The sequence below is a fragment of the Burkholderia sp. Bp8986 genome (assembly GCF_003854225.1).
In the GTDB taxonomy this organism is placed as follows: Bacteria; Pseudomonadota; Gammaproteobacteria; order Burkholderiales; family Burkholderiaceae; genus Burkholderia.
In genome coordinates this window covers 1-13,825 of sequence record NZ_QTQM01000026.1, presented here as the reverse complement: position 1 = coordinate 13,825, position 13,825 = coordinate 1, and the positions used below count along the sequence as shown (strand labels likewise).

Annotated in this window: 13 protein-coding genes; 6 read left to right on the top strand and 7 right to left on the bottom strand. The window is 66.6% G+C overall.

The features are described 5' to 3' along the window. Window positions 1-222 precede the first annotated feature (222 nt). The 5 genes from grpE (at window position 223) to DID99_RS22265 (ending at window position 6,652) form a co-directional block, all read left to right on the top strand. Window positions 223-768: a nucleotide exchange factor GrpE gene (gene grpE / locus DID99_RS22285; protein ID WP_044844047.1), complete on the top strand. Its 546-nt coding sequence runs from the start codon at window positions 223-225 to the stop codon at window positions 766-768. Between the two features lie 10 nt (window positions 769-778). Continuing rightward, window positions 779-1,219, top strand: coding sequence for a thioredoxin family protein (locus DID99_RS22280; RefSeq protein ID WP_124529730.1), 441 nt, complete (start codon window positions 779-781; stop codon window positions 1,217-1,219). Between the two features lie 146 nt (window positions 1,220-1,365). Next, complete coding sequence (dnaK, locus tag DID99_RS22275; RefSeq protein WP_044844049.1) at window positions 1,366-3,309, top strand: molecular chaperone DnaK; 1,944 nt, start codon at window positions 1,366-1,368, stop codon at window positions 3,307-3,309. A 264-nt stretch (window positions 3,310-3,573) separates the two neighbouring features. Continuing rightward, window positions 3,574-4,710, top strand: a complete 1,137-nt coding sequence (dnaJ, locus tag DID99_RS22270; RefSeq protein ID WP_044844050.1) for a molecular chaperone DnaJ — start codon at window positions 3,574-3,576, stop codon at window positions 4,708-4,710. A gap of 4 nt (window positions 4,711-4,714) precedes the next feature. Continuing rightward, window positions 4,715-6,652 carry a chorismate-binding protein gene (locus tag DID99_RS22265; protein WP_124667552.1) on the top strand — a complete coding sequence of 646 codons (1,938 nt, stop codon included), beginning with the start codon at window positions 4,715-4,717 and terminating at the stop codon, window positions 6,650-6,652. 7 nt (window positions 6,653-6,659) lie between these two features. On the opposite strand, the gene DID99_RS22260 is transcribed toward DID99_RS22265, so the two are convergent. The 7 genes from DID99_RS22260 to hda all read right to left on the bottom strand — a co-directional run bounded on the left by DID99_RS22260 (window position 6,660) and on the right by hda (window position 12,383). Next, window positions 6,660-7,112, bottom strand: coding sequence for an STY0301 family protein (locus DID99_RS22260; protein ID WP_124667551.1), 453 nt, complete (start codon window positions 7,110-7,112; stop codon window positions 6,660-6,662). Between the two features lie 186 nt (window positions 7,113-7,298). Further along, a complete protein-coding gene (gene panB, locus DID99_RS22255; protein ID WP_044844052.1) occupies window positions 7,299-8,114 on the bottom strand; it encodes a 3-methyl-2-oxobutanoate hydroxymethyltransferase in 816 nt (271 codons plus the stop codon). 43 nt (window positions 8,115-8,157) lie between these two features. Beyond that, window positions 8,158-8,844 (bottom strand): deoxynucleoside kinase, encoded by a 687-nt coding sequence (locus DID99_RS22250; protein WP_124487955.1) that lies wholly within the window; start codon window positions 8,842-8,844, stop codon window positions 8,158-8,160. Continuing rightward, window positions 8,841-9,383 (bottom strand): 2-amino-4-hydroxy-6-hydroxymethyldihydropteridine diphosphokinase, encoded by a 543-nt coding sequence (gene folK, locus DID99_RS22245; RefSeq protein ID WP_044844054.1) that lies wholly within the window; start codon window positions 9,381-9,383, stop codon window positions 8,841-8,843. Before folK ends, DID99_RS22250 begins: the two co-directional genes overlap by 4 nt. Window positions 9,384-9,418: 35 nt before the next feature. Then, window positions 9,419-10,954 carry a polynucleotide adenylyltransferase PcnB gene (pcnB, locus tag DID99_RS22240; protein ID WP_124487954.1) on the bottom strand — a complete coding sequence of 512 codons (1,536 nt, stop codon included), beginning with the start codon at window positions 10,952-10,954 and terminating at the stop codon, window positions 9,419-9,421. 5 nt (window positions 10,955-10,959) lie between these two features. Further along, complete coding sequence (locus DID99_RS22235; RefSeq protein ID WP_124667550.1) at window positions 10,960-11,637, bottom strand: HAD family phosphatase; 678 nt, start codon at window positions 11,635-11,637, stop codon at window positions 10,960-10,962. Window positions 11,638-11,648: 11 nt separating this feature from the next. Next, a complete protein-coding gene (gene hda, locus DID99_RS22230; RefSeq protein WP_044844057.1) occupies window positions 11,649-12,383 on the bottom strand; it encodes a DnaA regulatory inactivator Hda in 735 nt (244 codons plus the stop codon). 247 nt (window positions 12,384-12,630) lie between these two features. Between hda and purM the strand changes: the two genes are divergently transcribed. Next, window positions 12,631-13,686, top strand: a complete 1,056-nt coding sequence (gene purM / locus DID99_RS22225; RefSeq protein ID WP_124667549.1) for a phosphoribosylformylglycinamidine cyclo-ligase — start codon at window positions 12,631-12,633, stop codon at window positions 13,684-13,686. Window positions 13,687-13,825 lie beyond the last annotated feature (139 nt).

Genomic DNA, 13,825 nt, shown 5'->3' with positions numbered 1-13,825 from the left:
GCCTGGTAAGCGTTGTTACCGGTCGTTTCGTCCGATCCGGCGACAAATGCACGTAATCGGCGGCGCGCAGCGCGGTTGTTTCACGGCATTGGCGAATGCCGGTGAATAACCCCCTTGAAATCGCAGTTTTCGCCCTTATTTGCACCAACAATGTGCGGTGCCGCCGGCATACGGTCCGGCGGTTGCCGATTTGGCTTCAACCTCTAATCGACTTTCAGCGACATGGAAAACACGCAAGAGAACCCGGCTACCCAATCGGCCGAAGACATCGGCAGCGAGAAGCAGGCGGCGCAAGGCGCGGCGCCCGCCGCCGAAGCAGCCGACGCGGCGCTCGCGGAGGCTCAAGCCAAGGTCGCCGAGCTGCAGGAGAGCTTCCTGCGGGCGAAGGCCGAGACCGAGAACGTCCGCCGCCGCGCGCAGGAAGATGTCTCGAAGGCGCACAAGTTCGCGATCGAGGGCTTCGCGGAGCACCTGCTGCCCGTGCTGGACAGCCTCGAGGCTGCCGTCGGCGATACGTCCGGCGACATCACGAAGGTGCGCGAAGGCGTCGAACTGACGCTGCGCCAGCTGACGAGCGCGCTCGAGAAGGGCCGCGTCGTCGCGATCAACCCGGTCGGCGAGAAGTTCGATCCGCACCAGCACCAGGCGATTTCGATGGTGCCGGCCGAGCAGGAGCCGAACACCGTCGTGACCGTCCTGCAAAAGGGTTACATGATCGCCGACCGCGTGCTGCGCCCGGCGCTCGTCACGGTCGCCCAGCCGAAGTAAGGCCGACGCAATGGTTCCCGCCGGCGTCGATCCGGCCGCGTTCGACGCGTTCGACATGCAGGCGCTGGCGGCCGACACGTTCGACGCCGCGATCGCCGGCGCCGGTGATGCGCTCGCCGTGGTGTTCTTCTGGGGCGTCGACTGCTTCAACTGCGAGATCGCCAAGAAGGCGATGCTCGCCCAGCCGGACGCGATCCGCGCGCTGGATCTGAAGTGGTTCCATTGCAACGTGTACGAACATCATGAGCTGGGACGCCGCTTCGGCCTGCACGGCGTGCCGACGTGGTTCTTCTTCCACCGCGGCAAGCGGCTCGGCCGCGCGACCGGCTGGCATGGCCTCGCGCAGTTCCAGGCGGCGGTGTCGGCGGCGCGCGCGAAGATCGCCGCGGCGGCTGGCGCGCAGTCGGGCCGCGACGCCGGTTCGTACGATCCGGCTACCGGCGGCGATTGAAAAAATTTAATATCCGCATCGCTTGGCGGGTCTTGAAAACGGATCGGCCGGACGCATTTCGGGAACAGAGTTGAATTCTGGCGCGCGAAACTGCCCAAAACGCGGGGTTTCGCGCAGCAAACAAGCATTTCTGGAGATTAGTGAAAATGGGAAAGATCATCGGTATTGACCTCGGCACCACGAACTCGTGCGTCGCCATCATGGAAGGCAACCAGGTCAAGGTCATCGAGAACTCGGAAGGCACGCGCACGACGCCGTCGATCATCGCCTACATGGACGACAACGAAGTGCTCGTCGGCGCGCCGGCCAAGCGTCAGTCCGTGACCAACCCGAAGAACACGCTGTTCGCCGTGAAGCGCCTGATCGGCCGCCGCTTCGAAGAGAAGGAAGTCCAGAAGGACATCGGCCTGATGCCGTACGCGATCATCAAGGCCGACAACGGCGACGCATGGGTCGAAGCGCACGGCGAGAAGCTCGCGCCGCCGCAGGTTTCGGCCGAAGTGCTGCGCAAGATGAAGAAGACGGCCGAAGACTACCTCGGCGAGCCGGTCACGGAAGCCGTGATCACGGTGCCGGCGTACTTCAACGACAGCCAGCGCCAGGCAACCAAGGACGCCGGCCGCATCGCGGGCCTGGAAGTCAAGCGGATCATCAACGAGCCGACGGCAGCCGCGCTCGCGTTCGGCCTCGACAAGGCCGAGAAGGGCGACCGCAAGATCGCCGTGTATGACCTCGGCGGCGGTACGTTCGACGTGTCGATCATCGAGATCGCGGACGTCGACGGCGAAATGCAGTTCGAAGTGCTGTCGACCAACGGCGACACGTTCCTCGGCGGCGAGGACTTCGACCAGCGCATCATCGATTACATCATCGGCGAGTTCAAGAAGGAGCAGGGCGTCGACCTGTCGAAGGACGTGCTCGCGCTGCAGCGCCTGAAGGAAGCCGCTGAAAAGGCGAAGATCGAGCTGTCGTCGAGCCAGCAGACCGAAATCAACCTGCCGTACATCACGGCCGACGCATCGGGTCCGAAGCACTTGAACCTGAAGATCACCCGCGCGAAGCTGGAAGCGCTGGTCGAGGATCTGGTCGAGCGCACGATCGAACCGTGCCGCATCGCGATCAAGGACGCCGGCGTCAAGGTGTCGGACATCGACGACGTGATCCTGGTCGGCGGCCAGACCCGCATGCCGAAGGTGCAGGAGAAGGTGAAGGAGTTCTTCGGCAAGGATCCGCGCCGTGACGTGAACCCGGACGAAGCCGTCGCAGTCGGCGCGGCGATCCAGGGCCAGGTCCTGTCGGGCGACCGCAAGGACGTGCTGCTGCTCGACGTGACCCCGCTGTCGCTCGGTATCGAGACGCTCGGCGGCGTGATGACGAAGATGATCAACAAGAACACGACGATCCCGACGAAGCACGCTCAGGTGTATTCGACGGCGGACGACAACCAGTCGGCCGTGACGATCAAGGTGTTCCAGGGCGAACGCGAGATGGCGGCAGGCAACAAGCTGCTCGGCGAGTTCAACCTCGAAGGCATCCCGCCGTCGCCGCGCGGCGTGCCGCAGATCGAAGTGACCTTCGACATCGACGCGAACGGCATCCTGCACGTCGGCGCGAAGGACAAGGCGACCGGCAAGGAAAACAAGATCACGATCAAGGCGAACTCGGGCCTGTCCGACGCTGAAATCGACCAGATGATCAAGGACGCGGAAGCGAACGCAGCGGAAGACCACAAGCTGCGCGAGCTGGCTGATTCGCGCAACCAGGGCGACGCGCTGGTCCACAGCACGAAGAAGGCGCTCACCGAGTACGGCGACAAGCTGGACGCGGGCGAGAAGGAAAAGATCGAAGCGGCGCTGAAGTCGCTCGAGGACGTGCTGAAGGATACGTCGGCCGACAAGGCGGCGATCGACGCGAAGGTCGAGGAACTCGGTCAGGCTTCGCAGAAGCTCGGCGAAAAGATGTACGCCGACATGCAGGCGCAGCAAGCCGGCGCGGCGGGTGCAGCGGAAGGCGCGGCCCAGGCGGGCGGTGCGCAGCAGGCTGCCGATGACGTCGTCGACGCCGAGTTCAAGGAAGTGAAGAAGGACTAAGCCGGGTTGCAATGGCACCGTACGCCGCGCGTGGAAACGCGCGCGGCGCGGTTGACCAACGACTGAAAGCGGTCTGTCTTTCCTTCCGGATGGCCGGATCGACTCCACGCCTGGCGGGCTTCGCGGCCCTCCGGGCACATTTGTTTTTTGGCGGGTGCTGCGCGAGCCGTCCGCGGACGGCGCAGCGCCAGACGAGTCGAGAGACTTTACTGCGGGCGAAAGGAGCCGCCGCGTGCGTGACGCGCGACGGCACAGTGAATCGATATGGCGAAACGGGATTACTACGAGGTTCTGGGCGTCGCGAAGAACGCGAGCGACGACGAAATCAAGAAGGCGTATCGCAAGCTTGCGATGAAGTATCACCCTGACCGCAATCCGGACAACAAGGATGCGGAAGAGCATTTCAAGGAGGCGAAGGAAGCCTATGAAATGCTGTCGGACGACCAGAAGCGCGCGGCGTACGACCAGTACGGCCACGCGGGCGTCGATCCGAACATGGGCGGTGCGGGCGCACAGGGTTTCGGCGGCTTCGCGGATGCGTTCGGCGACATCTTCGGCGACATCTTCGGCCAGGCCGCGGGCGGTGCCGCGCGCGGCGGCCGCGGCGGTCCGCAGGTGTATCGCGGCGCCGACCTGCGCTACAGCATGGAAATCACGCTCGAGCAGGCCGCGCACGGCTACGACACGCAGATCCGCGTGCCGAGCTGGGTATCGTGCGAAGTCTGTCACGGGTCGGGCGCGAAGCCCGGCACGAAGCCGGAAACCTGCCCGACCTGTCACGGCCAGGGCACGGTGCGCATGTCGCAGGGCTTCTTCAGCATCCAGCAGACCTGCCCGAAGTGCCACGGCACCGGCACCTACATCCCGGAACCGTGCGTGCACTGCCACGGCTCGGGCAAGGTGAAGGAAACCAAGACGCTCGAAGTGAAGATCCCGGCCGGCATCGACGACGGGATGCGGATCCGCTCCGCCGGCAACGGCGAGCCGGGCATCAACGGCGGGCCGCCGGGCGACCTGTACGTCGAGATCCACATCAAGCCGCACTCGGTGTTCGAGCGCGACGGCGACGATCTCCACTGCCAGATGCCGATCCCGTTCACGACCGCCGCACTGGGCGGCGAGATCGAGGTGCCGACGCTGGCCGGCCGTGCGTCGTTCCCGGTGCCGGAAGGCACGCAGTCGGGCAAGACGTTCCGCCTGCGCGGCAAGGGGATCAAGGGTCTGCGTTCGAGCATCGCGGGCGATCTGTACGTACACGTGCAGGTCGAGACGCCCGTGAAGCTGACCGACCAGCAGCGCGATCTGCTCAAGCAGTTCGAGAAGTCGCTGGCCGAGGGCGGTGCGCGTCACAGCCCGCAGAGCAAGAGCTGGTTCGACCGGGTGAAGAGCTTCTTCGAGTAACGGCATGACTGAAGGCAACGAGAGCGCGTCGTTCGCGCTCTTGGACGATTGCGACTCGACCGCGTCCGCGCGGTCGAGTCGTTTGTATTCCGGTTTCGTGCGCGAACGCGTGTGCACGGATCCGGCACGGCTCGACGAAGTCGATGCGGCGGTGGCGCAGGATCTGCGCGACGGGCTGCATGCGATCGTCGTCGGCGACTACGAATTCGGACGCAATCTGGACAGAGCGCAGCCGGGCCATGCCCCGCTGCGCTTTTTGCTGTATGCGCGCTGCGAGCGCCTGTCGCGCGATGAAGTCGATGCATGGCTCGCGCAGCAGGACGGCGGCGGCCCGCCGTCGATCGCGGGCGTCGCGCACGTCGCGAAGAGTGTGTCGCGCGACGCGTTCGACGCGGCGATCGCCGCGGTGCACGACGCGCTGCGGGCGGGCGATTCGTATCAGATCAACTACACGTACCGGCTGAATTTCGACATGTTCGGCACGCCGCTCGCGCTGTACCGGCGGCTACGCGCGCGTCAGCCCGTGCGTTACGGCGCGCTGATCGCGCTGCCCGACGGCGCGTGGGTCGTGTCGTGCTCGCCGGAGCTGTTCGTCGAGAAGCACGGCGACGTGCTGCGCGCGCGGCCGATGAAGGGCACCGCGCCGCGCTCGGCCGATCCGCGCGACGATGCGGCGGCCGCCGCGTTCCTCGCGAGCGATCCGAAGAACCGCGCGGAAAACGTGATGATCGTCGACCTGCTGCGCAACGACGTGTCGCGGATCGCGCGCACGGGCACGGTCAAGGTGCCGGCGCTGTTCTCGGTCGAGCCGTACGCGTCGGTGTGGCAGATGACGTCGACGGTCGAGGCCGGCTGGCGCGACGGCACCACGTTCGCGCAGATGCTGCGTGCGCTGTTTCCGTGCGGATCGATCACCGGTGCGCCGAAGCACAAGACGATGGAACTGATCGACGCAATCGAGTCGACGCCGCGCGGGCTCTATACGGGCGCGATCGGCTGGCTCGATGCACCGAAGGAAGGCCCTTCGGCAGGCGCTGCGGTGCCCGACGGCGTGGCCGGCTGCGGCGATTTCTGCCTGTCGGTCGCGATCCGGACGCTGACGCTCGATGCGATCGCCGTCGATGCGGCCGCAACGATCGACGCGCGCGACGCGGCAACGGCCGCTAGCGGCCGGCGGCGCGGCAGGATGGGTGTCGGCGCGGGCATCGTGCTCGACAGCGTCGCCGCCGACGAATATGCGGAGTGCGAATTGAAAGCGCGATTCCTGACCGATGCCGATCCCGGCTTCCATTTGTTCGAAACCACGGCCGCGACACGTGCGGACGGCATCCGGCATCTCGAGCGTCATCTCGCGCGGCTGCAGCGCAGCGCGGATGCGTTCGGCTTCCGCCTCGACGCCGACGCGTTGCGCCGCGAGATCGACGTGCGCTGCGCGGCGCTCGACGGCGACGGCCCGTACCGGATGAAGCTCGCGCTCGCGAAGGACGGCACGGTCGACATCACGGCCGCGGTATTGAAGCCGCTGCCCGCGGGGCCGGTCGGCGTGATGCTCGCGTCCGCGCACGGCTTTGCGCCAACCCGCACGGACGACGCGCTGCTGCTGCACAAGACGACGCGCCGCGCCGAGTACGATCGCGCGTGGCAGGCGGCGGAAGCGCTCGGCGGCTTCGACATGCTGTTCGTGAACGAGCGCGGCGAGGTGACGGAAGGCGGGCGGTCGAATGTGTTCGTGAAGCGTGATGGCGTGTGGTTGACGCCGCCGTTGTCGTGCGGCGTGTTGCCCGGCGTGATGCGCGGTGTGCTGCTCGACGATCCGGCGCTAGGCGCAAAAGAGCGTGTGCTGACGCTCGACGATGTGCTGAACGCAGACGAGTTGATGATCTGCAATGCGTTGCGCGGGTCGGTCGCGGCGCGGCTGATTCAAGGCAGCGCACCGGCCTGAACGCGGATTACTTCCGCGGCGTGCATTGCCAGCTTTGTACGATGGCGTGCCCACGCCTGTAACGCGCGACGCAAGTCTGCGCCTGTCTGCCGAGCGGTCGTGCGATCACGACGCTCGTATTCCCGTAGTCGCATGAGACCCAGTAATCCTCACGGTTTTCAGCGAGCGACCAGGTATAGACGTCGCTTTTGGGTTCGGAGCGCGAGCGGTTCGGCAGCAAGGACATCATCCGGTCCGGCGGCCCTGACCAGAAGGTGACGCTGGCAAGCGGGTAGGTGCTTTGCGTGTCGAAGCTTTTCCAGCCATCGGGTGGTTGACCGTCAAGTTGCTGGGTAACGGCAACGCGTGCGGGGCAGTCTTCGGTCGCAGCGGACGCGGGTAATGCGACGAGTGAACTGCATGCGAGCGCGGCGATGGCGAGCAGCCGATGTTCAGCCGCCTTTTCATACACATGCGCCATCCTTTCCACTCCTTCGATCGACGAAGGCTTGATGGTCGCAGCGACGAAGGTGTGCAGGAATAGGACGAGTTAGAAAGTACGCGCTGTTCGTCATGCACTACGAGCAACGGCGCACCGCATCGCGGCCACGTCAGCGAGTGTGCCGCAGCAAGCGCCGACCGCGCGCCACGGCACGCCCGTCCCGCGTCAGAACGAGTGTTCCGGGCCCGGGAACGTGCGGTCCTTCACCGCGCTCACGTACGCCTCGACGGCCGCCTGGATGTTCGGCTGGCCCTGCATGAAATCCTTCACGAAACGCGGCCGCTTGCCGGGGAAGATGCCGAGCATGTCGTGCAGCACCAGCACCTGACCCGAGCAATCGAGCCCTGCGCCGATGCCGATCGTCGGGATCTTCAGCATGTGCGTGACTTCGGACGCGACGAGCGTCGGCACCGCCTCGAGCACCACGAGCTGCGCGCCCGCATCTTCGATCGCCCGCGCATCGCGCAGCAGCTGCGCGGCGCCGGCTTCCGTGCGGCCCTGCACCTTGAAGCCGCCGAACGCATGCACCGACTGCGGCGTGAGGCCGAGGTGCGCGCACACCGGCACCGAGCGTTCGACGAGGAAGCGGATCGTGTCGGCGAGCCATTCGCCGCCTTCGAGCTTCACCATCTGCGCGCCGGCGCGCATCAGCGTGACCGCGTTCGCGAACGCCTCGGCCGGCGTGCCGTACGTGCCGAACGGCAGATCGGCGACGACGAGCGCGCGCGGCTGCACGCGCGCGACGCATGCGGTGTGGTACGCGATGTCGTCGAGCGACACCGGGAGCGTGGTCGTGTGGCCCTGCAGCACGTTGCCGAGCGAATCGCCGATCAGCAGCACGTCGGTGCCGGCGCGATCGAGCAGCGCGGAAAAGCTCGCGTCGTAGCAGGTGAGCATCGCGATCTTCTCGTCGGCTTCGCGCATTGCCTGCAGCTTGGGCACCGTGACGGCAGGCCGGCTCGATTCCTGGAGATAGGTCATGGGAAATCCGGTTCGATGGGGAGGAACGACAGGCGAGGACGCGTCAGCGCGTCGTCTCGCCCTTGACGAAGAATTCCTTGCGGCCGCGCATCGTGTCGATGCGCTCGATCAGCAGCGCGAGGTCTTCGGGGGAATCCAGCGGGTTCAGGTGTTCGGCTGCGACCGTCAGCACCGGCGTGCGGTCGTAGTGATAGAAGAATTCGTTGTATGCATCGACGAGCGAGCGCAGGTACGCGTCGCTGATCTGCAGCTCCATCGGCAGCCCGCGCTTCTGGATGCGCGAGAACAGCACCTCGGGGCTCGCCTGCAGGTAGACGACGAGATCGGGCGCGGGTGCCTGCGGCACGTCGAGGTGCGTCGCGATCGACCGGTACAGCTGCCATTCGTCTTCCGGCAGGTTCAGCCGCGCGAAGATGTCGTTCTTCTGCGGCATGAAATCGGCGACGACGGGCCGGCCCGTATCGAGCGCGCCGATCAGTTCGCGCGCCTGCTGCGCGCGCTGCAGCGCGAACGACAGCTGCGCGGGCAGCGCATAGCGCGCGGTGTCGCGATAGAAGCGTTCGAGGAACGGGTTGTCCTGCGGGCGTTCGAGCAGCGCCTGCATCGACCAGCGCTCGGCGAAGAGGCGCGCGAGCGTCGTCTTGCCGACGCCGATCGGGCCTTCGATCACGAGGTAGCGATGCGGGGCGCGCAGGTCGGGCGCGGTGACGGTCAGCGGAGTGGTGTTCATCGGCAGGGGTTCTTGTCGGCGTCAGCGCCGGCGGCAAGGGCCTTCTGCATCAGGCATTGGCAGGTCTGCACCTTCTCGACGCGCTGATCGGCGACGGCGGCGAGGAACGCATCGGCGCGGCCGCGCGCGGGGATGTCGAGCGCCGGTTCGATTTCGACGAGCGGCACGAGCGCGAATGCGCGATCGGTGAGGCGCGGATGCGGGACGATCAGGTCGGGTTCGTCGATCGAATCGGAGCCGAACAGCAGGATGTCGAGGTCGAGCGTGCGCGGCGCGTTGCGATACGGGCGCTCGCGCCCGAAGTGATGTTCGATCTTCTGGCAGAGCGCGAGCAGCTCCCGGGCCGACAGCGTCGTGTCGAGCTTGACGACGCAGTTGTAGTAATCGTCGCCGCCCGCTTCGAAGGGCGCCGTGCGATACAGGCTCGATTTGCCGAGGATCGAGATGGTGCGCTGCTGCGCGAGGCACACCACCGCGTCCTTCAGGGTCTGGCGCGCATCGCCGAGATTCGCCCCCAGTCCGATATATGCAACCGTCATGGCATCACTTCCTACGTCGTTCGCCGGCGAGCGCGTCAGTCGTCGGAACCGCCCGCGGTGTCCGGCGCCTGCTCGGCGGCGCCTTCGCCCGGCTTGCGGTTTCGCGCACCGCCGCGGCGGCGCCGCTTGCGGGGCGATTTTTCCTTCGAGCCGCCCTGCGTGAGGAGTGCCTCACGGGCGGCCGCGTCGCCTTCGATGAAATCCGTCCACCACTGTCCGACTTCCGCATCGAGCTCGCCGGATTCGCAGCGTAACAGGAGGAAATCATACCCCGCTCTAAACCTTTGGTGTTCCAGCAGCCGCATCGCGCTGCGGCCCGAGCGTTTTTCGAGGCGCAGTTGCAGGCCCCAGATCTCGCGCATGTCGGCCGAGTAGCGCTTGTGGATCGCGAGCTTCTCGGTCTGCATGTCGAGCACGTCGTCCATCGCGCGATGGAGCGCCGGCACCGGGATTTCGCCCTCCGCCGTGTATTGCTCGAAGCGCTGGCGCATGTCGTGCCACAGCAGCGTCGCGAACAGGAAGCCCGGCGACACCGGCTTGCCGGCGCGCACGCGCGCGTCGGTGTTGTTCAGCGCAAGCGTGATGAACTTCTCGCCCTGCGGCTGCTCGAGCACGACGTCGAGCAGCGGCAGCAGCCCGTGGTGCAGGCCTTCCTTGCGCAGCTGCTGCAGGCACGCGAGCGCATGGCCCGACAGCAGCAGCTTCAGCATTTCGTCGAACAGGCGCGCGGCCGGCACGTTGTTGATCAGGTCGGCGAGCGCGTTGATCGGCTCGCGCGTGTGCGGCTCGATCTCGAAGCCGAGCTTCGCCGCGAAGCGCACGACGCGCAGCATCCGCACCGGATCCTCGCGGAAGCGCGTGGCCGGGTCGCCGATCATCCGCAACAGGCGGGCGCGCATGTCGGCCATCCCGTCGTGGTAGTCGAGCACCGTCTGTGTCGACGGGTCGTAGTACATCGCGTTGATCGTGAAGTCGCGGCGCGCGGCGTCTTCGTGCTGTTCGCCCCACACGTTGTCGCGCAGCACGCGGCCGCTCGCGTCCACCGCGTGCGTGCGGCGGTCGAGCTCGTCGCGCTTCAGGCGCTTCGGCGGCTCGGCCGCGGCGGCTTCGGGCGGCGCGTCGACCAGCGCGCGGAAGGTCGACACCTCGATCAGTTCCTGGCCGAACTGCACGTGGACGATCTGGAAGCGGCGGCCGATCAGGCGCGCGCGGCGGAACAGGCGCTGCACCTCGGTCGGCGTCGCGTCGGTCGCGACGTCGAAGTCCTTCGGCGCGATGCCGAGCAGCAGGTCGCGCACGGCGCCGCCGACGATGAACGCGCGAAAGCCCGCCTGCTGCAGCGTGTCGGTCACGCGCACGGCGTTCCGCGAGATCAGCGACGGATCGATCTGGTGCACGCTGGCCGGCACGACGGTCGGCTCGTGGTTGCTGCGCGCCTTCCTGGCGCCGCCGCCGCGGCTCCCCTTCGCGGGGCGCGGGGCAGGGGCCGTTTCGACGGCGGGCGCCTCGACGGGCGACGTGTGTTCGGCGCCGTCCTGGCCGAGCAGCTTGCGAATGAATTTTTTGATCACGACGTTCAGAAGAGATCGAGGATGCGCCAGCCGCGGTCGCTTGCATGCGCACGCAGCGTGTCGTCGGGGTTGGTCGCGATCGGGTCGGTGACTTTCTCGAGCAACGGGATGTCGTTGTGCGAGTCGCTGTAGAAGTAGCTGTGTTCGAAGTCGTCCCAGTGCTTGCCGAGCGACGCGAGCCACGCTTCGGTGCGCACGATCTTGCCTTCGCGATAGCTCGGCGTGCCGGTCGGCCGGCCCGTGTACGGCGAGTCGGGATGGCCGTCGGTCGTTTCGACCTCGCACGCGATCAGCGTGTCGACGCCGAACGCGGTCGCGATCGGACGCGTGATGAACTCGTTGGTCGCGGTCACGACGCAGCACAGGTCGCCGGTATCGAGGTGCTTGCGCACGAGTTCGAGCGCGGCGGGCGTCATCGCGGGGCGGATCACCTCGTGCATGTACTGCTCGTGCCATTCGGCCAGCTGCGCGCGCGAATACTTCGCGAGCGGCGTGAGCATCGCGCACAGGTACGCATGGATGTCGAGCTTGCCGGCCTTGTAGTCGGCGAAGAACTGATCGTTCTGACGCGAGAAGCTTTCCGCGTCGACGATGCCGAGCTTCACCATGAAGCGGCCCCATTCGTGGTCGCTATCGGTCGGGATCAGCGTGTGATCGAGGTCAAAGAGTGCCAGATTAGTCATGGAAGCGCATTTTACTCGAAGCGGTTCGGGCCTGTGCCCGGTGGTGCGATGTCGTCGCCGGGGCGGGCCAGCATCCGGCGCAGCAGCGGCAGCGTGACGGCGCGTTTCTGCTCGAGCGAGAAGCGGTCGAGCGCGTCGAGCAGCGCCATCAGGCTCGGCATGTCGCGGCGGAAATGGGTGAGCAGGTAAGCGGCGATGTCGTCGGTGAGCGCGATCCCGCGCTCCTTCGCCGCGAGCTTCAGTACGGCGATCTTGCCGGCGTCGGACGGCGGCGACAGGTGGAACACGAGCCCCCAGCCGAGGCGCGTGCGCAGATCCTCGCGCACGTCGAGCGCGAGCGGCGCCGCGGGGCCCGCCGCGACGAACGCGCTCGACGGGTGCGCGCGGACCTCGTTGAACAGGTTGAACAGCGCGACCTGCTGCGTGTCGCTCATCTTGTCGCAGTCGTCGATCGCGTAGATGCCGATGCGCGGGTCGAACGTGAACGCGCCGAGCGGGCTTTGCGGCGTCAGATAGCGCGCGTAGCCGTACGACGCGTCGCTCACGAGCGCCTGCAGCAGGTGGGTGCGGCCGCTGCCGGGCTCGCCCCAGATGTAGAACGACCGGTCCGGCACGGGCCCCGCCGCGAGCGCGAGGTCGAGCTTCTGGAGCCGCGAGATGAGCTCGTCGTTCTCCTCATTCATGATGAAGTTGTCGAACGTGGCGGGCGGCGGCGTGCCGAGATCGAGCGTCAGTTGACGGGACACAACAGTCACAATGCAGGTCGGTTGATGAAACGCGCGCCGTACGCCGGGCACGCGCGGGGGGCTGCTCCGGTGCCTGAACACGCGGCCGCACGCACGGCGGCGCGCGGTTTCCGGCGCGGCTCGCGGGGCGATGAAAACGGGGACGTGTCGACCAAGATGCAATCCCTGACGATTCGGTGCTGGGAATTCCGGCCAACGGGCCGGCTTCGGGTAAAATCGCATTTTACCGACCTTCTCGCATTCCCCCATGAATCCTCCGAAATCCGCTCCCGACGCCCAAGGTCTGTCCTACCGCGACGCAGGCGTCGACATCGACGCGGGCGACGCGCTCATCGACAAGATCAAGCCTTTTGCGAAGAAAACCCTGCGCGACGGCGTGCTCGGCGGCATCGGCGGGTTCGGCGCGCTGTTCGAAGTGCCGAAGAAGTACCAGGAGCCCGTGCTCGTGTCGGGCACCGACGGCGTGGGCACCAAGCTCAAGCTGGCCTTTCATCTGAACAAACACGACACCGTCGGCCAGGATCTGGTGGCGATGAGCGTGAACGACATCCTCGTGCAGGGCGCCGAGCCGCTGTTCTTCCTCGATTACTTCGCGTGCGGCAAGCTCGACGTCGACACGGCCGCGACCGTCGTCAAGGGCATCGCGCACGGCTGCGAACTGTCGGGCTGCGCGCTGATCGGCGGTGAAACGGCCGAAATGCCGGGCATGTACCCGGACGGCGAATACGACCTGGCCGGTTTCGCGGTCGGCGCGGTCGAGAAGAGCAAGATCATCGACGGCAGCACGATCGCCGAAGGCGACGTGGTGCTCGGCCTTGCCTCGAGCGGCATCCACTCGAACGGCTTCTCGCTCGTGCGCAAGATCATCGAGCGCGCGAACCCCGACCTGTCGGCCGATTTCCACGGCCACTCGCTGGCCGACACGCTGATGGCGCCGACGCGCATCTACGTGAAGCCGCTGCTCGCGCTGATGCAGAAGCTGTCGGTGAAGGGCATGGCCCACATCACCGGCGGCGGCCTCGTCGAGAACATTCCGCGCGTGCTGCGCGAAGGTCTCACGGCCGAGCTCGACCAGAACGCGTGGCCGCTGCCGCCGCTGTTCAAGTGGCTGCAGGAGCACGGCGGCGTCGCCGACGCGGAAATGCACCGCGTGTTCAACTGCGGGATCGGGATGGCCGTGATCGTTTCGGCAGCCGATGCCGACGCGGCGATCGCCGACCTGACGGCCGCCGGCGAACAGGTGTGGAAGATCGGCACCGTGCGTGCGAGCCGCGAAGGCGAAGCGCAGACGGTCGTGGTCTGACGCAGCGCACGCAGGATGCAGCAAGGAAAGCCGCCCGGAGTCGATCCGGGCGGCTTTTTTTCGGTTCATCGAGGATTACCGGGGAACGCGGCGCGGATCTTGAGGAAGAAGTATTCGTCGTCGCGGTACCCGTAAGCCC

Coding starts and splice junctions, on each gene's coding strand:
- grpE (WP_044844047.1), top strand. CDS start 223: ATGGAAAACACGCAAGAGAACCCGGCTACCCAATCGGCCGAAGACATC.
- DID99_RS22280 (WP_124529730.1), top strand. CDS start 779: ATGGTTCCCGCCGGCGTCGATCCGGCCGCGTTCGACGCGTTCGACATG.
- dnaK (WP_044844049.1), top strand. CDS start 1,366: ATGGGAAAGATCATCGGTATTGACCTCGGCACCACGAACTCGTGCGTC.
- dnaJ (WP_044844050.1), top strand. CDS start 3,574: ATGGCGAAACGGGATTACTACGAGGTTCTGGGCGTCGCGAAGAACGCG.
- DID99_RS22265 (WP_124667552.1), top strand. CDS start 4,715: ATGACTGAAGGCAACGAGAGCGCGTCGTTCGCGCTCTTGGACGATTGC.
- DID99_RS22260 (WP_124667551.1), bottom strand. CDS start 7,112: ATGGCGCATGTGTATGAAAAGGCGGCTGAACATCGGCTGCTCGCCATC.
- panB (WP_044844052.1), bottom strand. CDS start 8,114: ATGACCTATCTCCAGGAATCGAGCCGGCCTGCCGTCACGGTGCCCAAG.
- DID99_RS22250 (WP_124487955.1), bottom strand. CDS start 8,844: ATGAACACCACTCCGCTGACCGTCACCGCGCCCGACCTGCGCGCCCCG.
- folK (WP_044844054.1), bottom strand. CDS start 9,383: ATGACGGTTGCATATATCGGACTGGGGGCGAATCTCGGCGATGCGCGC.
- DID99_RS22235 (WP_124667550.1), bottom strand. CDS start 11,637: ATGACTAATCTGGCACTCTTTGACCTCGATCACACGCTGATCCCGACC.
- purM (WP_124667549.1), top strand. CDS start 12,631: ATGAATCCTCCGAAATCCGCTCCCGACGCCCAAGGTCTGTCCTACCGC.